This window comes from Nostoc sp. LEGE 06077 (genome assembly GCF_015207705.1).
Taxonomy (GTDB): Bacteria; Cyanobacteriota; Cyanobacteriia; order Cyanobacteriales; family Nostocaceae; genus Nostoc_B.
The window spans coordinates 51,393-76,369 of sequence record NZ_JADEWI010000012.1 but is presented as its reverse complement, the minus strand read 5'-3'; the positions used below and the strand labels follow the sequence as shown (position 1 = coordinate 76,369).

Genomic DNA, 24,977 nt, shown 5'->3' with positions numbered 1-24,977 from the left:
CCCGACTTACTTAATGTTTCATTCTTTATATGTATCATGTGGTGTTTGTTAGGAAAAAAGCATTTAGCCTTCACACATAGGATAGCTAGTTGCTGATAACAACAGACAGATTCTTTTGATGGGTAACAAAGACTACTGTAGCTTCACCATCCACAGTAATTTAAAACTGTCTATCTCCTATGTCTGCTTATTCAATTGATACTGCCTTGGCGGAATTAGAAGCCCAGATCAACAGTTGTGAAAAGGCTTTAATTAGGTTTATAGAGGAAAAAAAGATGACGACAGACAAACCAATGTCGATTAACAAAATTAACAGACAACTGCAACAAAACCCTATAGCCATTGTTGGTATGGCTTCGCTGTTTGCCAAAGCCAGAAACTTGCGGGAATATTGGCAAAATATCATTAACAAAATCGATTGTATTACTGATGTACCCTCTTCCCACTGGAGCGTAGAAGATTACTACGACCCCAACCCCAGAACCCCAGAAGATAAAACATATTGTAAACGCGGTGGCTTTATCCCAGATGTTGATTTTAACCCGATGGAATTTGGGATTCCTCCCAGCATTCTAGAAGTAACTGATGTTTCCCAGCTATTAAGTTTGGTCATTGCCAAAGAAGCAATGGAAGATGCTGGTTATGGAGAGTCACGCGAGTTTAGCCGCGAAACTATCGGGGTAGTTCTCGGTGTGGCGATGGCGAAACAATTAGGAATGCCACTAGCTGCACGCTTGGAATATCCTATTTGGGAAAAGGTTCTTAAAAGCAGTGGTCTTTCTGACGAAGACACCAAAAAAATCGTTGACAAAATCAAAAGTGCCTACGTTAAGTGGGATGAAAACGCCTTCCCTGGAATGTTGGCTAACGTCGTGGCTGGACGCATCGCCAACCGCTTGAACTTCGGCGGAATTAACTGTGTAGTTGATGCGGCTTGTGCTAGTTCCTTTGGTGCTTTGAAACTCGCTATTAGCGAACTCATCGAACATCGCGCCGATATGATGCTGACTGGTGGTGTAGATACCGACAACACCATCATGGCTTACATCTCCTTCAGCAAAACCCCGGCGGTTTCCCCTAGTGAAAGCGTTAAACCATTCGATGCTAAATCTGATGGGATGATGCTGGGTGAAGGTATTGGGATGATTGTTCTCAAGCGTCTAGAAGATGCCGAACGAGACAACGATAAAATCTATGCCGTAATTAAAGGTATTGGTACCTCTAGCGATGGTCGCTACAAGAGTATTTATGCACCCCGCAAAGAAGGTCAAGTAACCGCCTTACGCCGCGCTTACGAAGATGCTGGCTTTTCTCCGGCTACCGTCGGTCTAATGGAAGCCCACGGGACTGGTACAATGGCTGGCGACCCCACCGAATTCGGTTCTTTAAGAGACTTCTTTGGGGTACACGACCAGAAAAGACAGCACATCGCTTTAGGTAGTGTGAAATCTCAAATCGGACACACCAAAGCTGCTGCGGGTGCGGCAAGTTTAATTAAAACTGCCTTGGCACTACATCACAAAATTTTACCGCCAACTATTAATATTACTGAGCCGAACCCCAAACTCGACATTAACAACTCGGCATTTTATCTAAATACCGAAACCAGACCTTGGATTCGTGCGGAAGGCGACGCGCCAAGACGTGCGGGTGTGAGTTCCTTCGGCTTTGGTGGGACAAACTACCACGTAGTTTTAGAAGAATACGAAGCGGGACAAAATAAACCTTACCGCATACACAGCACACCCCAAGAAATTCTGCTGTTTGCGCCTAACCCAGCGCAACTACTCAGCAAATGCGAAGCAGATTTATGGAAGTTGCAATCAGAAGGTGCTGAAAGACACTTTGCACAGTTGATGCAAGATAGTCAATCAGTAGAAATTCCCCAAACTGCTGCAAGAGTTGGGTTTGTTGCTGAGAACCTGCAAGAAGCTTGCAAGTTACTGCAAATCAGCATCGACTGGCTAAAACTTAAAGGTGCAGCCGCTTCTTGGGAACACCCCCAAGGTATTTATTACCGCGCCTCTGGGATGGAATTAGGCGGTAAAGTTGTTGCACTGTTCTCTGGTCAAGGTTCCCAATACCTAGAAATGGGTCGGGAATTGGTGATGAACTTCCCTGAGATGCAGCGCTTACATGGTTACATGGATAGCTTGTTACTCAAAGACAACTTGCAGCCACTCTCAGAAATCGTCTTCCCGTATCCAACCTTTGAACAAGCAGAGAAAAACGCTCAAATTGCTGCACTGCAACGCACAGAATACGCGCAACCTGCCATTGGTGTTTTCAGTGCTGGGTTGTATTCCATCCTGCAAAAAGCTGGCTTCAAATCTGATTTCGTTGCTGGACATAGCTTTGGTGAACTAACCGCATTGTGGGCGGCGGGTGTATTAAGTGAAGCAGATTACTTGTTCTTAGTGAAGTCTCGCGGTCAAGCAATGGCAGCCCCAGAAGACCCAGACCACGATGCAGGTACAATGTTGGCTGTCAAAGAAGACATCAACAAAATTGAACCGATACTCAAGCAGTTCCCACAAGTATCCATTGCTAACTTCAATTCGCCCACTCAGGTGGTGTTGGCAGGGCCGACCGCAGAAATCGCTAAAGTCCGCCAAGCTTTGCAAGAACACGGCTACACGGCTGTACAGTTACCAGTTTCCGCAGCCTTCCACACTTCGCTGATTGCGTTTGCACAGAAGTCTTTTGCGATCGCCACAAAATCAGTTAAATTCAATACTGCTCAACTTCCAGTTTTCAGTAATGTTACTGGCAAGCCTTATCCTCAAGATTCCACCGGAATGCAGCGCATCCTGGAAACACACCTGGCTAGTTCGGTGTTGTTTAAGCAAGAAATTGAGAATATCTACGCCGCTGGTGGTGCTTGCTTTGTGGAATTCGGGCCGAAAAGGATTTTGACTAACTTAGTTAAGGATATTTTAGGCGATCGCCCTCATATTACCATCGCCTTGAATCCTAGCACTCAGAAGAACAGCGATCGTTCTCTGCGGGAAGCAGCAGTACAAATGCGCGTCATTGGGATGCAGTTGAAAAATCTTGACCCCTATCAAGTTCAACCTGTACTACCTCCGGCGGAGAAGAAGAAAACCTTGAGTGTGCGTCTCAACGGGATTAACTACGTTTCGGAAAAAACTAGAAACGGTTTCAAGGAAGCGTTGGAGAGTGGACATAAGGTTTCTTTACCTGCTGCTCCAGTAAAAGAAAGTAGTGTTCAAGAAGTTCTAGAAGAAACGAACCACAAAGGACGCAAAGAGCGCGAAGAAGAAATAAGAGTTTTAGAGGGTTCAGGCGTGAGTCTTCCAATTACTCAACCAGAAGCAGCACCTGAAGTTACTTCCATTAGTATTACTGAACCACAACCAGAAATGAATCCTGCGATCCTTTCTAATCAACTAGCCCAGGAGTCTGATATGCCAACACCGGAAAACTTGGTAAACTACCAGCGGATGCTAGAAAGCTTAGAGTACCTGCTGACCCAATTCCAAAAGAATCAATCTGATAATTTACAAACTCACGGTCAGTATCTCAACCATCAGATGGAATACACGAAAGCATTCTTCCAACTGATGCAGCAGCAAAACGCTTTGTTTGCTAACGCCAAGTCTTCCCAAGAGGTAGCGCAACTGAAGCTAGTGGTTATGGAAGGTGTCGAACGCAGCATGATGCAGTTTCACTCTCAACAAGGTGAAACCCTCCGCATCCATGAACAATATCTTCTGGAACAGGTAGAATACGCCAAAAACTTCTTCAATCTCATTCAGCAACAATATTCACAGTTGATTGCTGGTGGTGTTGCAGTTGAACCAACCAATACCCCAGTCAACGATGCACCCGTACCTCCCACCACTAAAATTGTTGCACCAACTCCAGTAGTTGAGCCTGTAGCGAAAAACGGCAATGGTAACGGTTATGCTAAACCTGTTGAAATGCCAGTTGCACCAGCGCCTCAAGCTGTAGCAGTTGCACCTACGCCAGTAATTGAAACACCAGTTGCACCCGTACCTCAGCCTGTTGCTTTCACTCCCGCGCCAGTAATTGAAACACCAGTCGCACCTGCACCCCAGCCTGTAGTAGTTGCACCCGCGCCAGTAGTCCAAATTCCCACACCCCAACCTGTAGCGGTAATTAGCGCCCCCATCGTAGCTACACCTGCGGTTGATGTCTCCGACTTAGACAAAAATCTCCTCGCAATTATCAGCGACAAAACTGGCTACCCAGTTGAGATGCTGGAACTCGAAATGGATATGGAAGCCGACTTGGGTATTGACTCCATCAAACGAGTTGAAATCTTGGGTGGATTACAAGAAATGTATCCTAACTTACCCAAGCCCAACTTAGAAGAACTAGCGGAAAAACGCAGCATCGGCGACATCATTGCATATCTGCAATCTAATGCTTCGGGAAATCCTAGTGTCGGAGTTGCGGTTTTACCAGCAGCAGTAGTCCCAGAAATAACAGTCTCTACTACTATACCTGTAGTTCCTGTAGCACCTGCACCTGAACCAGTAGTAATTGCTGAGACTCCAGTTGTCGAAACTGTAGAAGATACCACCGATTACGCAGACATCGCCCAAACACTGCTAAATATTACCAGCGATAAAACTGGCTACCCAGTCGAGATGCTGGAACTCGAAATGGACATGGAAGCCGACTTAGGTATCGACTCCATCAAACGGGTAGAAATTCTGGGAGCAATGCAAGAAATGTACCCCAATCTACCCAAACCCAACGTTGAAGACTTGGGTGACTTACGAACCATCGGTCAAATAGTTGAGTATCTGCAACGCCTAGTTGCAGGTGAAAAAAAAAAGCCTGATTCTAACTGGGGCTTCCAGCCAGTCCAAGTAATCGATAACGTTGCGCGTCGTCCCGCGCAACTCAAAATCCTCCCACTACCCGACAGCTTAGAGTTCAGTTTACCAGAGGGACACATCTGCTTAATTACAGATGATGGCTCCCTCACCACCTCCGAAGTAGCACACTCTTTGACTGAACGCGGTTGGAAAGTAGTAGTATTAAGCTTCCCCCAAGCTATCATCGCTCAACAAACACCCTTACCTGCTGGTGTAGAACGTATCACCCTCGCAGATATGAGTGAAGAATTACTCCAACACAAATTATCCGCGATCGCAACTAATATTGGTACAATTGGCAGCTTCATTCACATCCATCCCCAGAATGTAGAACAGGACAAAGCGATAGTTAAGCATATCTTCTTTGTAGCGAAACACCTGAAGAAATCCCTCACCAAAACCGCCAATTACACCCGCAGTTCCTTCTTAACAGTAGCGAGATTAGATGGAGCATTTGGGTTAGAGCATAACACCAATTATGGAGCGATCGCAGGTGGTTTATTCGGACTCACCAAAACCCTGAGATGGGAATGGCCAAAAGTATTTGCTCGCTCCATTGATTTGAGTCCGGCGATAGATGCACAAAAATCGGCTGAACATATTATTGCGGAACTGTGCGACTCCAATCTTTATATCAATGAAGTCGCTTATGGTTCTCAAGGACGAGTTACTTTGAAGGCTTCCGTAGTTAAGTAAAGTTTCGCGCAAAGGCGCAAAGAAAGAAGGGCGCAAAAGGTTTAGGGGAGTGTAAATGCTCCCCAATTCATCAACAAATCATCTGCGTCCATCCGCGTTCATCTGCGGTTTAAATTCTAAATCTTCAATAAATAAATATGACAACAGCAACTCAAGTTCGTTCTTCATCAGTATTTCTCGTCAGTGGCGGTGCGAAAGGAATCACCTCCCTCTGCGTTAAAAAACTTGCACAACAACAACCTTGTACATTTATTCTGCTTGGTCGTTCCGAAATTTTAGAAAACGAACCAGACTTCGCCAAAGATTGTTTTGAAGATGCTGCATTAAAAAAACGCATCATGGAAAATCTTCTCGCTCAAGGTGAGAAGCCTACACCCATGAGTGTGCAGAAAATATATAACAAAATTGCTTCTAGCCGAGAAATTAAACAGACAATAGCAGAACTTCAAGCAACAGGCGCAAAAGTTGAATATCTGAGTGCTGATGTGACAAATGTTGCTGAACTACAACAAAAACTAGCAGCTACAGTTGCACGTACTGGAGCTATTACAGGCATTATTCACGGTGCTGGTAACTTAGCCGATAAATTGATAGAAAAGAAAACCGACCAAGACTTTGAAAAAGTTTATACAGCCAAAGTTAAAGGCTTAGAAAATTTACTGAATTGCGTTAACCCCAACCAACTAGAACAGTTAGTATTGTTCTCCTCCGTAACTGGATTTTATGGGAATATTGGGCAATCCGATTATGCGATCGCCAACGAAATTCTCAACAAATCAGCCCATCTATTCAAACAAAACCATCCCAATTGTCACGTAGTTGCCATCAACTGGGGCGGCTGGGATAGCGGGATGGTGACACCAGAACTCAAAAAAGCCTTCGCCGAACGGGGAATTGATATCATCCCCATAGATATTGGCGCACAAATGCTAGTTAACGAACTGCATCCCGCCCATCACGACTCTACCCAAGTTGTCATCGGTAGCCCCACAATTCGCCCACCCGCACCCTTAGATACAGAACTCAAAAGCTACCGCATTCGTCGCCGCATCTTATTAGAAGCAAATCCCTTCTTATATGATCATGTCATCGCTGGTTCTCCCGTACTACCAGCAACCTGCGCCATGTCTTGGATGATTAACGCTTGTGAAGAATTACATCCAGGTTATCGCTATTTAAGTTGTAAAGAATTCAAAGTTCTCAAAGGAATTACCTTCGCAAACTCCAACGTTAGCGAACACATTCTGGAAATTCAAGAACTTGCCAAAAGTGAATCGGAATTCGTCGAATTACAAACCACAATCTTAAGCAAAACACCAGAAGGCAAAACCCATTATCACTTCCGCGCCAATATTAAAATCGTGCGGAAAATGGCAGAAGCCCCCATTTACGAATCAATCAACCTCAGCGAAGATAACATTATCACCGCCACAGGTACAGACTTTTATCAAAAAGATAGCTCCTCATTATTCCACGGGCCAGCATTTCAAAAAATCACCAGAGTCATCAATATTACCCCCGAAAAAATCACCGCTGAATGCTATTGGGCTTCTATTTCTGCTCAAACACAAGGGCAATTTCCTATCAATTGGCATAACCCTTACTGCAACGATTTAAGCACACAACCCTTATGGTTATGGCTCAACCATTTCCATCAAGAAATCTGCCTACCAGGACAACTAACCCACTCCGAACAATTCCTCGCCTTACCTTGCGATAAAATCTTCTACGTTTCTTGCGAAATCAAAGCAAAAACAGCCACAGGCGTAACCTCCGACTATTACATTCATGACCGCGAAGGTAAAATTTACTCTCGCATCCTCGGAGCAAAAGCAGTCATTTGGCCTATGAGAATGATGAATAAATAACCGCCGATAAACGCAGAGTGAAAGGAACTTTCATCTGCGTTCAAAATAACAATAGTAAACTCATCTCTATTTCTCTGTAACTCTCCTCTTCTTTGCGCCCTACCCTGCGGGAAGCCGCTACCGCGTCTATGCGGTTCGTTAAAAAATTACTCTGGGAAAACACACCTTCCCACTCTCCGCGCCTCTGGTTACTGAGCGAAGTCGAAGTATGCGCCTCTGCGTGAGATAAATTTCCACTCCGGGGAACATCGTAAATCCAAAAGCACACCCCAACGAGGACAACAACAGTGGAAAAAATCGCCATCATCGGTATATCTTGCCTTTTTCCCGACGCGAACAATCCTGAACAATTTTGGCAGAATATCACCGAACAAAAAAGCTCAACATCAGAAGTTACCGTCGCTGAAATTGGCGTTGACCCCACAATATTTTACGACTCTGCTAAAGGCAAACCGGAAAAAATTTACTTCCTCCAAGGTGGATTTATTCGCAACTTTCAATTCGACCCCAGCGAATACAATTTACCCTCAAACTTAGTCAATAGCTTAGATAACACCTTTAAATGGTCACTGTACACAGCTAAACAAGCAGTCCAACATAGTGGTTATTTAGGTAATCAACCAGCCCTCGCCAAATGCGGCGTAATTTTAGGAACCCTCTCCCTACCGACAAAACTTTCCAATCAATTATTATCCCCCATTTATCGCCGCACAATTGATGGTGCGATCGCCGAACTTCTGCAAGACCAAGATTTTCATTTAGCTGCTATCCCTCCCGTCACCAAACCATCGCCTAAAAACGCGATGATATCTGGTTTACCCGCTGCCTTAATTGCTCAATCTCTCTCCTTATCAGGCACCCATTTTTGTATAGATGCAGCTTGTTCCTCCGCCTTTTACTCCATCAAACTAGCATCGCACTACTTACAAACAGGTAAAGCCGACTTAATGCTGGCTGGTGCTATTAGTTGTTCTGATCCTCTATTTTTGAGAATGCTTTTTTCTGGTATTCAAGGATATCCAGAAAACGGCATTAGCCGCCCCCTAGATAAAGCATCACGCGGTTTAATTACCTCTGAAGGTATCGGGATGGTAGTTCTCAAACGCTACAGTGATGCCGTCAGAGATGGTGATAATATTCTTGCTACTGTTTGCGGTAATGGACTATCTAATGATGGTAGAGGCAAACATTTATTAAGTCCCAATACAAAAGGGCAAACACTAGCTTACGAACGAGCTTATCAAGAAGCACAAATCAACCCGAAAGAAATTGATTATCTAGAGTGTCACGCTACAGGCACACTCTTAGGTGATACCACCGAATGTAATTCTGTCGAAAGCTTTTTTGGACAACATCAAGCATCACCTTTAGTTGGTTCTGCTAAATCAAATGTCGGTCATTTGTTAGTTGGTGCTGGAATGGTGAGCTTAACCAAAGCAATTTACAGCATGAATCATGGTGTGATTCCACCCACGATTAATATTGCTGAAGCTATCGGTACAGAAAATACTGTCATTTCCCCCAAAAATATTGTTAAAACAACAACACCCTGGCCTAACAATAATTCGACTAAACGCGTAGCCTTAAGTGCCTTTGGATTTGGTGGAACTAACTCCCACATCATTTTGGAAAAAACTGCAAAGGACACAAAAGACACAAAGAAATAAGAGTTTTAGAGATTTTTGCGTGAGTCTATAAAACTACTTGTCTTCTCTCTAACTCTGTGTTCTCCCGAAGTTTGCTCAACGCGGGGAACCCGCGCACGCAACTTCTCTCTGTGCCTCTGTGGTTCGTTATGAAATTCATTTTAGGTATCTAATAATGACACAAGATAATAAAAACAAAATTGCCATTATTGGCATGGATGCCTTCTTTGGCGAATGCAATAACTTAGATGCTTTTGAACGCAGTATTTATGATGGTAAACAACATTTCATACCTCTACCCGAAAAAAGATGGTATGGCATAGATACAGAAAAAGATTTACTCCAAGAGTACGGTTTAGCTGAAGGCAAAGCACCTATTGGGGCATATATCAAAGACTTTGAAATTGATACTTTAGCCTATAAAATTCCTCCCAACGAAGTCGAACAACTCAACCCCCAACAACTCTTAATTTTGAAGGTTGCAGAACGCGCCATTAAAGATGCGAAACTACCTGAAGGTGGAAATGTTGCGGTAATTATTGCGGCTGAAGCAGAGTTATCTGTTCACCAACTACAACAAAGATGGGATTTGTCTTGGCAAGTCAAAGATGGTTTGAATGCAGCGGAAATTACCTTACCACCAGAAAAGATTGCTCAATTAGAAGCCATCGTTAAAGATAGCGTTCACCAACAAGTAGAAATTGGTGAGTATTTAAGCTATATCACCAACATCATGGCGAGTCGCATATCTTCGATGTGGGACTTTACCGGGCCTGCTTTTACTCTCACATCTGTAGAGACTTCAGCTTTCAAAGCGTTGGAAGTTGCTCAAATGCTACTGATGACTGGTGAAGCTGATGCAGTTGTTGTTGGTGCTGTCGATTTGGCTGGTGGTGTGGAGAATGTGTTGTTACGCAATCAAGCCGCCAAGATTAACACTGGTGTGAATACGTTGAGTTATGATCAAAAAGCCAACGGTTGGACAGTGGGCGAAGGTGCAGGTGTGGTTGTTCTCAAACGCTACGATGTGGCACAAGAGAATGGCGATCGCATTTATGCCACTATTGACGGTATCAGTATCGGACAATCTCTTGTCAATTCAGCTAACGAAGCCCTCCATAGTGCAGGTATACAACCTTCTCAAGTGAACTATGTAGAGGTTTGCGCCAGTGGTATTCCCCAAGAAGACGAAGCTGAAATCACAGGCTTATTGCAAGCATATCCATCGGTAGGTCATGGTTTGCACAGTGCTATTGGTAGCGTTAAAGCCAATATCGGACACACTCAAGTAGCTTCGGGAATTGCCAGCTTAATTAAAACAGCATTGTGTCTCTACTATCGTTACATTCCTGGTACTCCAAATTGGTCTGGTGTAAAAACACCCCAACAATGGGAAGGAAGTCCTTTTTATGTGGCGACAGAATCTCGCCCTTGGTTCTTGGGTAAAGACTCTGACCGTCGGATAGCGGCAATTAATGGTGTGGGTTGTGATGGTACTTACGCCCATCTAATTATCTCCGAAGACCCCACCCAAGAAGAACGCCCAAGCAGATATCTGGAACAAATGCCATATCATCTGTTCCCAATAGCAGCTAACGACAAAGATAGTATCTTTGCGGCTCTAAATAGTTTGCAAAAGAGCATTGAAGCTAGTTCTTCTTTATCAGAATGTGCGAGTCAAGCCTTTGCTGCATATAAAGCTAACCCCCAGGCGCAATACGCCATAGCTATTAACGGAAGGAACAGAAAAGAACTCCTCAAAGAAATTGAGTCAGCCCGAAAAGGTGTCAAAACAGCCTTTGATAAAAGTACAGACTGGCAAACACCTGTAGGTAGTTATTTCACACCCAAGCCTCTAGGACAGTGTGGTGAAATTGCTTATGTCTATCCAGCGGCGGTAAATTCTTATGTGGGTATGGGTCGGAATCTCTTCCGCTTGTTTCCTAGAATTTTCAACGACCACATGGTGAAGAGTATACATAAGCGGGTAGCAGATGTAGAACTACGAGTGTTTCCGAGAAGTTTGAGTAAATTATCCCTTAGACAGCTAGAGACTCTAGAAAAGCAGTTGCTAGATGATTCTTTAGCAATGTTTGAAGCGGAAATGTTCTTTACCAGACTCCTCACCACAATTATTCGGGATGACTTTCAACTCAAGCCGAAGTATGTATTTGGCTACAGCTTGGGTGAAACCAGTATGATGGTAGCTCAAGGGGTTTGGAGTGATTTCTTTCAAGGTAGTAGTTCCTTTAATTCCTCAGCGTTGTTTGGGAGTAGGTTATCAGGGCCGAAAAATGCGGTGCGTGAGTTTTGGGGCTTGCCAAACACAGATAATTCAGACAAGAACTTTTGGGGTAACTTCGTCTTGATGACTAGTCCTGAACAAGTGCAGGAAGCCATCAAGAATGAGCCGCAAGTTTATCTAACACAAATTAATACACCGGAAGAAGTGTTAATTGCTGGTGAACCAGCGGCGTGTAAGCGAGTTATTGCCGCCTTGGGTTGTAATTCTTTCGTGGCTCCTTTCGATCACGTTATCCACTGTGAAACGATGAGATCGGAGTATGGGGAGTTAGTCAAATTAAATACTTTGCCATCCCAGAATTTATCAGGCGTTACTTTCTATTCGGCAGCCGAATATCAGCCTATTTTAATTGAGAGTGGGGCGATCGCTCGCCACATCGCCACCGGACTTTGCCAACAATTAGACTTCCCCCGCCTAGTTAACCGCCTCCATGACGACGGCGCAAGAATCTTCATCGAAGCTGGTGCGGGTGGTGTCTGTTCCCGCTGGATTGATAAAATTCTTGAAGACAAAGACCACATCACCGTATCCCTCAACCGTCGGGGGATGGATGACCATACTAATATTGTCAAAGCACTAGCCAAACTTCTCAGCCATCGGGTAGCTGTAGATTTATCACCACTCTATAATCTCGCACCAACAACGAAACAAAATAAAGCCACCTTACGCACTATTACCGTCGGTGGTAAATCAATTACAGCGAGTATTTTGACTGAAGAAAATCGCCAACTTTTCCAAAATTTAGCCGGGAAAGCAAAAGGTATTCAAGCTGAGAATCTGCATTCAAATATACCATTTCCCGATGAAGCTGACATCATCAAATCACTGCAAGATACTCATAAAATCTTAGGCGGTGAAATTCTGACGCAAAATGCCGAAGCTTCCAGGAAAGATATCATTGAACACGGTTTTGCAGCAGCAGAAAAATTAGAATCTTCTGAGTTAATCGCCACGCCGAACCAAGCATCTGCTATTAATCATGATTTAGATATCCAAATCAGAATGCTGGAGATAAATACCTCTCATTGTCAAAAGCTAAATGCTAATAATGCTCAGATAACTAAAGCACACACAGCTTTCTTACAAGCTCGGCAAGATTTTAGTAAGCAAATGGGTGAAATTATTCAACTGCAATTAGTTTGCGCCGAAGATTTGCTTAAAGAATAAGCTTGAATGCACGTTACCTCATGGTTTAAGGATAAAGATTTAACACACTTTATTCTTAGACCTTTCCTAAACTTTTAAAAATTCACGCAGAGGCGCAGAGACACGGAGGGGAAGAGAATTAAATGCAACATATATCACTCAAAATATCTCTCAAACTCCGCGCCTCCGCGTCTCTGCGTGAGATAAAAAAATCCGATACTGAACAATCCGAGGGATAACTACTGTGACGACCTTCGATATGCCACTTAGCATCCAAGATAATGGCTTGAGATTTTCTACCTATAACTACAATCAAAATCTTGTTTGGAAAGGTAACTTAGAAAGTATATCTTTTGATCAGCAAGCTATCAAAGATAAATTACTTACATTAGATAAACCTTGCTACATTGTGAGAATTGCCGGGAAAGTTGGTGTTACTAATGAAGGGTATTTATATCCTGTTGAAAATGGTACAACTTCACAGGTAGAATTACTAACTTCCATTGCACCAATTTCTCTCCAACAGTTAGGCGACCCCAGTTTTCTTTCTGCTTATGGTGTCAAATATGCCTACATGACTGGTGCAATGGCTGGTGGTATTGCTTCTGAAGAAATGGTGATTGCTTTAGGAAACGAAAGAATTTTAGGTTCTTTTGGTGCAGGTGGTTTACCTCCCGAAAGAATAGAAGCCGCAATTCAACAAATTCAACAAGCTTTACCCAATGGCCCCTATGCTTTCAATTTAATTCACAGTCCTAACGATATGGCAATCGAACGCCGGGCTGTGGATTTATATTTAAAATACGGGGTGAGAGTTGTAGAAGCTTCGGCATTTTTAGATTTAACACCCAATATTGTTTATTATCGACTTGCTGGGTTAAGTTTAAATGATGTCAATCAAATCATCATTAAAAATAAGGTCATTGCTAAAATTTCTCGCCGGGAAGTTGCGAGTAAATTTATGCAGCCAGCACCAGCGAAAATTATTAAGGAATTAGTTGAACAAGGATTAATTACTGAGTTACAAGCTAAATTGGCTGAGAAAGTGCCAATGGCTGATGATATTACTGTGGAGGCTGATTCCGGCGGACATACTGATAATCGTCCCTTGGTTTGTTTGCTCCCTTCACTGATTGCGTTAAGGAATGAAATTCAAGCTCAATATAATTATTCTCAACCAATTAGAATCGGCGCAGCCGGGGGAATTGCTACCCCAGAATCAACCTTAGCAGCTTTGATGATGAGTGCGGCTTATGTAGTTACTGGTTCCATCAATCAAGCTTGTATTGAATCTGGTGCTTGTGAGCATACCAAAAAACTATTAGCTCAAGCGGAAATGGCTGATGTAACTATGGCTCCCGCAGGCGATATGTTTGAAATGGGTGTGAAGGTACAAGTGCTGAAACGGGGTACGATGTTCCCCATGCGAGCGCAAAAATTGTATGAATTTTACCGCACTTATAACTCAATTGAAGAAATCCCTGCGGCAGAAAGAGAGAAGTTAGAAAAACAAGTTTTTCGGAAAACTATTGCTGAAGCTTGGGAAGGAACGGCTGCTTATTTATCACAGAAAAACCCGGAAAAATTGGGTAAAGCTGTGAATAATCCTAAGCTGAAAATGGCTTTGATTTTTCGATGGTATTTAGGTTTATCTTCTCGCTGGTCTACTGCTGGTGAAAAAGGTCGAGAAGTTGATTATCAAATTTGGTGCGGCCCGGCGATGGGTGGTTTTAATGATTGGGTGCGTGGTTCTTATTTAGCTGAACCAGAAAACCGCCGAGTTGTCGATGTTGCTGACCATATTATGCAGGGCGCGGCGTTTTCATATCGCATCCAAAATTTAAAAATTCAAGGATTGCAAATACCCGATTACTACACTCAATATCGTCCTGAAGTTTGTCAATAATTGAAAGAGGTAACAATGTCTTATAGTGCAGCAGATATTCAAGTATGGATGGTGTCTCACTTGGCTGAGTTAGTGGGTGTAGAAACCGACGAAATTGATATCAATGAAAATCTGGAAAACTATGGTTTAGACTCAGCCCAAGCCATGACTCTAGTTAGTAAATTAGAGGAATTGCTAGGGTTTCAACCATCTCCTTTATTGTTGTGGCATTATCCCAATATTGCATCTTTGTCGCAGCGTTTAGCTGAAGAATTAGAAGAACAATCGGATGTGCAAGATACAGGGAGTGTCAAGCAAACAAGTGGAAATGCGATCGCGGAAATTCCTACCCTCAATTTACAAGCTGAAGTAGTCCTCGACCCGACAATTAACCCCGGTGGCGCTGTTTACACCCCTGTAGACAAACCCAAGAAAATCTTCTTGACAGGTTCCACAGGCTTTTTAGGCGCTTTCATCATCCGGGAACTGCTAGAACAAACCGACGCAGAACTTTACTGTTTGGTACGCGCCAGCAGCCTCCAGGATGGTAAAAACAAGCTGCAAAAGAACCTAGAACAATATGCAATTGGAGAAGCTGAGTTAAATCCCCGCATTATTCCTGTTATCGGTGATTTATCGCAACCACTGTTAGGACTTGGTGCAGAACTATTCCAAGCTTTAGCTACCAACATTGACACCATCTATCACAGTGCTGCTTTATTAAACTACGTTTATCCCTACTCTGCACTGAAAACCGCTAACGTTTTAGGTACACAAGAAATATTGCGCTTGGCTTGCCAAATCAAAGTCAAGCCTGTACATTACGTTTCCAGTGTGGCTGTCTTTGAATCACCCTATTACGCTGGGAAGGTGGTCAAAGAAGATAATGACTTTAGCCACTGGGAAGGTATTTTCCTCGGTTACTCCCAAACCAAATGGGTAGCTGAGAAGTTGGTGAAAATAGCAAGCGATCGCGGTTTACCTGTGACTATCCACAGACCCCCATTAATCGCCGGCGACAGCCAAACAGGTATCGGTAACACCCACGACTTCATTAACTTAATGGTTAAGGGTTGTCTACAAATGGGTTGTTTCCCCGACGTAGAATATATGTTGGATATGTCGCCTGTAGACTATGTGAGTCAAGCGATCGTTTATCTGTCAATGCAGCCAGAATCGATAGGTAAAGCTTTCCACTTACAACATCCCAACCCTGTGACTTTAAAAGTATTGGTTGATTGGGTGAGTTCTTTTGGTTATCCAGTGCAAATGCTACCCTACGATGAATGGCAAGCAGAGTTAATTAAAAATGCTGCCTCTCCAGATAATCCTTTGTATACACTGCGGCCATTTTTGTTAGAACGCTGGTCAGAAGAACAACTGACTATTCCTGATTTGTATTTGCAAGCTAGAAGACCAACAATTAGCTGTGAAGCAACGGTAAAAGCTTTAGCAGGTAGTGGGATTTCCTGTCCGCCAATTGATTCTAAGTTGTTTATGACTTACACAGCTTATTTAATCGAAAGCGGTTTCTTGAGTATTGCTTTGTAATCATTTACAATTGATTAGATATAAAAACCCAGTTTCTGATAGAAACTGGGTTTTTATATCTAGAGATAACCAAAAAATTTACAGTAAGAATAGATATAGCTTTAACTATAAAATATCAAAGGTTCATAGTCTATGTGCTTTCCATTACTTAGCTAGATGCTTAATTAAAAATATCAATAATTTTTTGGCATTTTCGTGAGCGCTTAATATCAAGCTGTACCAAAAAAAACTTGATACATAAATCTTGTAGCCTTTGCATCCAACTATTGATTTTATATAGATTTATTCATAAAATCTTTGTTTTTATCGGAAAAAATACTTAATTTACCTACTTTTTTTAAAAGTAGTCATATCACTGTTGTAAATTTCCACCGCAAAAAATACATTAGTTAAACCATCAAAAATTGGCGCAATTTCCGACAATTTTATGCACTAATGTAACTTATGGAATCTTTTTCGGAAACTTTATTTGAACAAGCATTTGATTTTAACGAATTAGAGCAAACAGTAGCTGCTACTATTCGCCTAGCTGTAAGCAACCCAGCTTCGTTATATCTTTTTTTCCAGCGTTATACCTATTTTAATGGCTATGTATCTTCAATGATTCCTCGCCTTGTTAGTTCAATTGCTCTATCTCGTTATTTGTTTACCGAGCCGCATATACCTGTAATTGAAGAAGCAGATCGGGGTATGCAAATTGCAGCCAAAGTTATGGTTGCAGCAGCAGATGAAGGAGCTTATGGAGCATCACACCGTTCTTTAGCTCAAGCTACATTGATGACAGTGGGTAACTATGCAGGACTGTCTCCAGAACAACGTAACCAATTTTCTCAAATTCCTCCTTGGTTGCATCAAATTATCAATGCTGTCATTTCTGGCTACCAAGGGACTCCTGGTGATATAGCTTCTTTAATTCAAGCAATAGGATTTCATTCAGCGTCAGAAATCCTTGGTGATCTAGAATATGGGCTGCTAGACAAGATTATTCGTTATGAAAACCGAGGAAGCGGATTTGATCAATATCTCAGACAAGAAACTCCTCGTATCATAATTGACGGGCATCGATATGATCCTTGGTGTTACATCTTAATTCATAGCAAACATGAAGGGTCTGGTGCTGAAATTGAGCATTTTGAATGTGCTTTGGAAGCTCTAAATATGTTAGCTCCCTACCGACCTGAATCAGAACATCAAAAAATTATGGCATGGGTGCTTGAGGGTTTTCAAGTATTTGTGGATTTACAACAGTGTTTATTTAGAGAAATTTATCGTGAATGTTTAGAACTAATTGAGACCTGTGAGCCAATCAGTATGGTATCAGTTTAAGGGCAAATTTTTGATAGTTTTTTGATTATCCTAAATAGTTTATATGGTCACTACTGTTAAATTTGTTGCCCAAAACACTTATTTTGAACAACAGAAACCACTTTGGAATACCATTGCGATTGTTTATACTTTCTTGGGCTACATAGGAGGCATTACTCTCTTAATTATACCTACGATTTGGTTAAATCTATTTGGTGTTGTACTGCTAACTCACAGCTTAGTTTTTTCTGCATACCTATCACATGAGTTTATGCATAGTACTATTTTTAAACAGCGTCGTTGGAATGTGATTTTTGGTACTGCAATGCTGTGGCTTAACGGCGGATGTTATTACGGTTTTCAAGCTCTTACCCTGCAACATATTGCCCATCATCTTGACCGAGTAGATGTATTTATATTTGATATTATTGCTGCTATCCAAAAATTACCACGTTTGGTACGTCTAGGTATTTTGGTATTAGAGTGGCTTTACTTTCCGATTCTCGCCTTCTGGATGCGTTGGCGATATATTACTTCTCCGTGGTGGAATTTGGAACATCGTCAAGAGCGATCGAGGATGATATTAATTCTGGCAATTAGAGGTACACTTTTTATTTTATTGGGGTTATTTGCTTTCAAAGCGTTGTTACTTTATAGCTTCTCTTATATTGGCATGATTACAGTGCTGCGCTGGATGGATACATTTCAGCACACTTACGAAGCATTCCCTCCTGGCGCAACTTTGCCAAAACGCGATCACAACTATGAACAAGCAAATACATTTTCTAACTTACTATCGCGGCGTTACTTTTGGTTAAATCTGCTGTTATTGAATTTCGGTTATCACAATACTCACCATGCAGTGATGACATGCCCTTGGCACAGTCTACATCAGCTAGATCAAGAACTGTTTCATCATCACGAGAAGCATTACATTCCTCTTTTGACACAATTGATCAATTACCATCGATTCCGCATTACTCGCCTGTTGACAGGAATGGGACAAGTTGTTGATGAAAACGATAGCCTAAATCTCGAACACTTCTATGGCGCAATTGAAGTTTCATTTCTGACATTGTATTGAGATTATTGAAGATTGCCAAAAAAATCCAACTAACTTTTATCAGGGGAACTGAATATGACTCATTGGCAACCAACAATTGGTGCAATTGCAGGGTTTCTTTCCATACTCTGCTTTGTACCGTACATCGTTACAATTTTGCAGGGTAAAACCAAACCTAACCGAGCAACTTGGTGGATATGGGTAATCTTGAGTGCTGTAATTAGTGCTAGTTATTATTCTACTGGTGCAACTAACACAATTTGGCTACCTGTTTGTGGCGGTATTGGTCAATTGATGATTGCTATCCTCTCTCTTAAGTACGGAGAAGGGGGCTGGAGCCGGTTTGATCGATTGTGTCTTTTGGGTGTTGGTATGAGTTTATTGCTTTGGTGGCAGTTCAATTCACCTTTAATAGCACTTTTATCGAATATCTTGATTGATTTTCTCGGCGCACTACCCACTATTAAGAAGTCTTACTATGAACCACAAACAGAGAATTTTCTCACCTGGAGTTTGTATTTAGTTGCTAGTACAATCAATCTTTTCGCTATTGAGTCTTGGTCTGTGGCGCTTTGGGCTTTTCCACTCTACATCTTCTTAATCAACACTACGATTGTGATCTTTCTTCTACGTAATAAGTTATTAATTTTACGAACTGCTTACTGGCAACGCCAACTCAGGAAATTAAGCAAAATTAATTTTATGTAAGTTCTAAATTCAATTTGGGAACTATGAACTAAGAGAGGTTGGAATTAATCGCCAAGTTATCAATTTAATTTTATTCCTTCAGAAATAATGACTCATCAGGTATCTAGGAAATCTCCAAAATTATCACTCCGCTTAATTCTCATCTTGCCTTTTGTTTTGCAAATCTTTGCGGCAGTGGGACTTACCGGATACCTTTCTCTACGTAATGGCCAAAAAGCAGTTAATGATTTGGCAAGTAAGTTACGGGCTGAAGTCAGTGAACGCGTAGATGAGCATTTAGATAGCTACATGGCCAATCCTCGCAACGTCCTCCAAAATGAATGGAATAATATCGACCTGGGCTTGTTGAAGTTAGAAGATACAAAAAAGTCAGGATACCATTTCTGGAGACAGCTTCAAACATTTCATGTTGGCTATATAATTTATGGCTTCAATTCTGGAAAATTTCTGGCAAGTGGTTATTTTAATGATCAACAAATTACCATCGATGAAATTTCTCCAGAAATTCATGGAAATAATCATTTATTCATTCATGGAACAGATCATCAAGGAAATCGGACTAATATTGTCGCGGAATATGTAGATTCTCCGTTCAAGAAAGAAGGCTGGTATGCAGAAGCAGTTAAAAAAGTTAAACCTACTTGGACTCCTATTTATAACTGGCAAGTAGCACCATATCATTTATGTATTGCGACTAGTCGTCCAGTGTTTGAAAAAAATGGCAAATTTCATGGTGTCATAGCTGTTGAACAAAGGCTTTCACAAATCAGTGATTTCTTACGCCAGTTGAAAGTTGGTCATTCTGGAAAAATTTTCCTCATGGAACGTAATGGACTGTTGATTGGTAGTTCTGCTACAGAACAGCCATTTACGGTGATGAATGACAAACCTATTCGGCTAAAAGGCATAAATAGTAAAGATCGGTTAATTCAAGCTACTACCAAACACATAACTAAAAATTTTGGTAATCTCAGTAATATTAAAACATCAACTCAGATTGATTTTTTGGTAAATAATCAACGTCAATTTGTAGAAGTTAGCCCTTGGACAAATAATTTAGGCATAGATTGGCTGATAGTTATTGTGGTACCAGAAGCTGATTTTATGGGTCAGATTCATGCCAATACTAAAATAACTATTCTGTTATGTCTATTAGCTTTGGGACTGGCAATTATCTTGGGTTTTTATACCTCTAATTGGATTACACAACCAATTCTGAAATTGAGCCAGGCTTCGGAAGCGATCGCTAATGGTAAATTGAATCAAAAAGTTCAAGATTTGCCGGTTAGGGAACTGAATATCCTGGCACAATCTTTCAATCTGATGGCGACACAATTACGAGAATCTTTTACTGAATTATCGAAAACAAATGAAGAACTAGAAATTCGAGTTGAAGAACGCACAAAAGAACTTAGGCAAGCAAAAGAAAATGCCGATAGTGCCAATAAAGCCAAAAGTGAATTTCTCGCCAATATGAGTCATGAGCTACGTACACCCCTCAATGGTATTTTAGGTTATGCTCAAATCCTCCAAGATTCAAAAAATCTCACAGATAAACAGCGTAAAGGTATCAATATTATTAACCAGTGTGGTTCTCATTTACTGACTCTCATTAATGATATTCTTGACCTTTCTAAAATTGAGGCTCGAAAGTTAGAGCTACATCCTACACAATTTCATTTTCTTTCTTTTCTTCAGGCTGTTGCTGAAATCTGTCTGATCAAAGCCGAACAAAAAGGGGTTGATTTTGTCCATAAATATGATAAAAATCTACCCGTTGCCATCGAAGCTGATGAAAAAAGATTGCGGCAAGTTTTGATTAATTTGTTAAGTAATGCTATCAAGTTTACAGATACTGGCAGAGTAATTTTTAAAGTAGAACTTATTGTGCCAGAATATCCAGCAATAACAACTGCTTTAGATAATTTATCTGCGGACATAACTTATAAAATTCGCTTCCAAATAGAAGATACAGGTATAGGTATTAATAGTGCAGAAATAGAAAAAATATTTTTACCATTTGAGCAGGCTGGCAGCATTAAAAAGCAATCAGAAGGAACTGGATTAGGATTAGCAATTAGTCATAAAATTCTGACGATGATGGGTGGTAATTTGGCGGTAAAAAGTGAAATTGGTAAGGGGAGTACCTTTTGGTTTGAGTTAGAAATAGCCAAAGCTAAAGAATGGATAAATGTATCTCCAAGTTCACCAAGAAGAAATATTATTGGTTATCAAGGCAAAAAGCAAAAAATATTAATAGTAGATAATATTCCCGAAAATCGCTCTGTGTTTGTTAGTCTGTTAGAGGTATTTGGTTTTGAATTGGCAGAGGCAGAAAATGTCCAAGATGCTTTGGTAAAAGTCATTGAGTTTAAGCCTGATTTAATTATTACAGGTGTTGCTATGCCTGTAATGGATGGATATTATCTGTTATACTATTTGCGAAACTCGCCAGACTTCCCAAATCTTAAGGTTATAATTTCCTCAGCAAGTGTTTTTGATGATGATAGGCAAAAAAGCTTTGATGCCGGTGCAGATGACTTTCTTGCCAAACCCATTCAATTAACTGAAATGCTAGAAAGTTTACAAAAACATTTAGATTTAGAGTGGATTTATGAAGAAACTAATTTAGATGAGATCGCTACTAGTAATATGATGGTAGTTAACAAAATAAATGCAGCAGAAATTATTCCTCCACCCACTGAAGAATTGGCTCATTTAAAAGAATTAGTTTTAAAAGGTCGGATAAAAGCTATTTACAAACATTTAGAAAAACTAGAGAAAATGGATGACAGCTATATTGAATTTGTTCAATATGTCAATCACTTAGCTCAAGGTTTTCAAATGAAAGAAATTAGAGATTTTCTAGAAAGAATGTCTAGCCGAAATTATAGATAAATGTTAATCAATCAATAAAAATTTGAATAATTATCAGGGAACAATTTGTGCAGACTACAGAAACAAATTTAATCTTGATTGTAGATGATACCCCTACCAACTTAGAGGTACTTTCAGAAGCTCTGACTGATGCTGGTTTTGAAGTTGCAGTCGCCACCAGCGGAGAAAGTGCGATCGAACAAGTTGAATATGATCCTCCAGACCTCATCTTGTTGGATATCATGATGCCAGGAATCGATGGATTTGAAACCTGCTACCGACTTAAGCAAAATCCACGAACAAAAGATATTCCTGTCATTTTTATGACTGCTTTGAGCGATACGGTAGATAAAGTTAAAGGTCTTTCTTTGGGTGCTGTCGATTATATTACCAAGCCGTTTCAGCAAGCGGAGGTGTTAGCGCGTGTCCAAATCCATGTGAATTTGCGAAACTTGAACCTAGCACTAGAAGAGAAAAATATCCGTCTTGAACAAGAAATCACAGAACGGGCGATCGCCGAAACTGCTTTACAGCAGCTAACTCAAGACTTAGAACAAAGAGTTCTGTCCCGCACCCAAGAACTTTCTAATGCGCTATACAACTTGGAAAAAGCCCAAGTTCAGCTTGTACAATCGGAAAAGTTAGCCACATTAGGTCAACTAGTAGCGGGTATAGCTCACGAGATTAATAATCCAGTTAACTTCATCCACGCCAATCTTTATTATGTCAGTCGCTATACTCAGAACTTGCTAGAACTATTGAATCTGTATCAAAATCAGTTGCCTAATGCTACCCCAGAAATTCTCGCTAAAGCCAAGGAAATAGATCTGCAATATTTGATCGAAGACTTGCCAAAAATCCTCTCCTCAATGGAAGTTGGCACGGAACGGATTTGTGAGATTGTTAAGTCTTTGCGTAACTTCTCCCGTCATAATGAAGCTGAAGTGAAAGTTGTCGATATTCATGAGGGGATAGAAAGCACACTGATGATTCTCCGCAGACACCTGGAAGCAAAACCAAACCAGCCCAAAATTCAGGTAGTCAAAGAATATGGCAAATTGCCTAAAGTGGAGTGTTATCCGGGAAAGATGAATCAAGTTTTTATGAATGTTTTGAGTAATGCCATTGATGCGTTAACAGAGGCGATGGAAAATTATCCTAGTTATATTCCATCGCCCAGGATTTGGATTACTACCGAGGTTCAGGAAAGCGATCGCATCCTCATTAGAATTGCTGACAATGGCCTCGGAATACCAGAAAATATTCAAAAACGCATTTTCGACCCTTTCTTTACAACTAAACCTGCTGGTAAAGGTACAGGCTTGGGAATGTCAATCAGTCATCAAATTGTCACTGAACTACATTATGGCAGTTTGCAGTGTATTTCTCATCCAGGGAAAGGAGCAGAATTTGTAGTTGAAATTCCTATTCAGCAGCCACACGTTTGTCATACAGGTTTAGTTAAGCAAAAATTTTTAGGTTCTTCTATACCTGTGATGCTGAACTTGTAGTTAAGTATAAAACGTAACTTTTAAATCAAGCTAAAAAAATAAGTTTTAAAAATACTTGAATAATAATTCAGTCATCAGGAGTCAGAAGTTAGAATTTATTACAGGTTTGATCAGCTAACATATATCTAAATTAGATAATCACTGCGAAAGTTCGTCCTTTGCTATTGGTTATTTTTCCTTTATGAGTAAAAATAACCAATAAAAATATATGGGAATGTGCAAATTTAACGCACACAAGCGGATCATAACTATATTTATCCCTTCAACTTATCTCCCAATATTTTCACTATTCTGACTTCTGAATTATCCTGTAAGGTTCATCTCTGACATATCAATTAGATAGTTGAATATAAGATAGTAATTGTTAAGCGTGAAATTTTAGTTATTGTCTGTGAGTAACTACTTACTTATCTATCAAACATAAAAGTTAAGTACTACTAATTTTGCCGCACTTTAGGAAGACACATACATCCTAATGATGAATCGACATAGTTGCATTACTTTAATTTCTTACTCAAGCATTATCCCAGTATCTTAAAAATTCATACCCTATACATCACCTAGATACTCATTTATCGAGGTTATTCACAACAGATTGTAGGTAAATAAGGTATAAATTTCCAGAACAAAGCTATATATCAATCGGCTTTTAACCCTGCTACCTGCTGAATTGCAATTAATTGATAACCTCTGGAATTGCATGAAAAATTAATCAAGTTGAATTCACTAATTTTCTAATATGAACACAAAACACCAAGCAAAGAGCAAAAAAACTGCTCTAATTACTGGGGCTGCGAGTGGAATTGGTTACGAATTATCCTGTATTTTTGCTCGTAATAATTATAATCTGGTATTAGTGGATAGAAATGCAGTTAAACTTACAGAAGTTTCCGAAAAATTGCAAAAAGAGTCTTCTATTCTCGTCAAGTATATTGTCAAAGATTTAGCTGAATCAACAGCACCAGATGAAATTTTTCGAGAGTTACAACAAGCAAATATTCAAGTTGATGTACTAGTTAATAATGCTGGCTTTGGTACTTATGGATTATTCAACAACACTAACTTGAACACCGAACTAGAAATGCTCCAGGTTAATTTAGTATGTCTGACTCATCTAACTAAATTATTCCTGAAAGATATGATCAAACAAGGTGAAGGCAAAATATTAAACGTAGCTTCGGCTGCGGCTTTTCAACCAGGGCCTTTAATGGCGGTTTACTTTGCGACCAAAGCTTATGTATTATCTTTTTCAGAAGCGATCGCCAATGAATTAGAAGGTACAGGTGTCACTGTCACAGTGCTTTGTCCAGGTACAACAGCATCAGCTTTTCATGAAAGAACTGGGATGGCAGATTCTAACCTGGTGAAGAACAAGAAGATGATGGATGCCGAAACCGTAGCCCAAATTGGTTATGATGCCTTAATGAAAGGTAAAACCTTGGTAATTCCTGGTTTGATGAATAAATTTCTGGCTAAAATTGTCACATTGGTGCCGAGAACGCTAGTACCAAAAATTGTCAGAAGTATGCAAGAAGATAAATAATC

The 24,977-nt window shown here is 40.8% G+C and carries 13 protein-coding genes; 12 read left to right on the top strand and 1 reads right to left on the bottom strand.

Annotated elements, in window-relative coordinates; genetic code table 11:
- Positions 1-179: 179 nt before the first annotated feature.
- Positions 180-5,567 (top strand): type I polyketide synthase, encoded by a 5,388-nt coding sequence (locus IQ244_RS11050; RefSeq protein ID WP_193893506.1) that lies wholly within the window; start codon positions 180-182, stop codon positions 5,565-5,567.
- A 137-nt stretch (positions 5,568-5,704) separates the two neighbouring features.
- Positions 5,705-7,435 carry an SDR family NAD(P)-dependent oxidoreductase gene (locus IQ244_RS11045; RefSeq protein WP_193893505.1) on the top strand — a complete coding sequence of 577 codons (1,731 nt, stop codon included), beginning with the start codon at positions 5,705-5,707 and terminating at the stop codon, positions 7,433-7,435.
- Between the two features lie 40 nt (positions 7,436-7,475).
- On the opposite strand, the gene IQ244_RS11040 is transcribed toward IQ244_RS11045, so the two are convergent.
- Positions 7,476-7,742 (bottom strand): hypothetical protein, encoded by a 267-nt coding sequence (locus IQ244_RS11040; RefSeq protein WP_193893504.1) that lies wholly within the window; start codon positions 7,740-7,742, stop codon positions 7,476-7,478.
- On the opposite strand from IQ244_RS11040, the gene IQ244_RS11035 reads away from it, so the two are divergent.
- The 10 genes from IQ244_RS11035 to IQ244_RS10990 all read left to right on the top strand — a co-directional run bounded on the left by IQ244_RS11035 (position 7,723) and on the right by IQ244_RS10990 (position 24,975).
- Positions 7,723-9,102, top strand: coding sequence for a polyketide synthase (locus tag IQ244_RS11035; protein WP_193893503.1), 1,380 nt, complete (start codon positions 7,723-7,725; stop codon positions 9,100-9,102). The genes IQ244_RS11040 and IQ244_RS11035 overlap by 20 nt on opposite strands.
- Before the next feature lie 154 nt (positions 9,103-9,256).
- A complete protein-coding gene (locus tag IQ244_RS11030; protein ID WP_193893502.1) occupies positions 9,257-12,553 on the top strand; it encodes a PfaB family protein in 3,297 nt (1,098 codons plus the stop codon).
- Positions 12,554-12,791: 238 nt separating this feature from the next.
- The gene (locus IQ244_RS11025) at positions 12,792-14,438 is read left to right on the top strand and encodes a PfaD family polyunsaturated fatty acid/polyketide biosynthesis protein (protein ID WP_228058855.1); all 1,647 of its coding nucleotides are present in this window, start codon (positions 12,792-12,794) and stop codon (positions 14,436-14,438) included.
- 15 nt (positions 14,439-14,453) lie between these two features.
- Positions 14,454-15,968 carry a thioester reductase domain-containing protein gene (locus tag IQ244_RS11020; RefSeq protein ID WP_193893501.1) on the top strand — a complete coding sequence of 505 codons (1,515 nt, stop codon included), beginning with the start codon at positions 14,454-14,456 and terminating at the stop codon, positions 15,966-15,968.
- 444 nt (positions 15,969-16,412) lie between these two features.
- Positions 16,413-17,294: a hypothetical protein gene (locus tag IQ244_RS11015; protein ID WP_193893500.1), complete on the top strand. Its 882-nt coding sequence runs from the start codon at positions 16,413-16,415 to the stop codon at positions 17,292-17,294.
- A 43-nt stretch (positions 17,295-17,337) separates the two neighbouring features.
- Positions 17,338-18,357, top strand: a complete 1,020-nt coding sequence (locus IQ244_RS11010; protein WP_193893499.1) for a fatty acid desaturase — start codon at positions 17,338-17,340, stop codon at positions 18,355-18,357.
- A gap of 54 nt (positions 18,358-18,411) precedes the next feature.
- Positions 18,412-19,044: a hypothetical protein gene (locus IQ244_RS11005; RefSeq protein ID WP_193893498.1), complete on the top strand. Its 633-nt coding sequence runs from the start codon at positions 18,412-18,414 to the stop codon at positions 19,042-19,044.
- Positions 19,045-19,131: 87 nt separating this feature from the next.
- Complete coding sequence (locus IQ244_RS11000) at positions 19,132-21,942, top strand: hybrid sensor histidine kinase/response regulator (protein WP_193893497.1); 2,811 nt, start codon at positions 19,132-19,134, stop codon at positions 21,940-21,942.
- 47 nt (positions 21,943-21,989) lie between these two features.
- The gene (locus IQ244_RS10995) at positions 21,990-23,432 is read left to right on the top strand and encodes a response regulator (protein ID WP_193893496.1); all 1,443 of its coding nucleotides are present in this window, start codon (positions 21,990-21,992) and stop codon (positions 23,430-23,432) included.
- Positions 23,433-24,171: 739 nt separating this feature from the next.
- Positions 24,172-24,975, top strand: a complete 804-nt coding sequence (locus tag IQ244_RS10990; RefSeq protein WP_193893495.1) for an SDR family NAD(P)-dependent oxidoreductase — start codon at positions 24,172-24,174, stop codon at positions 24,973-24,975.
- Positions 24,976-24,977: the final 2 nt, after the last annotated feature.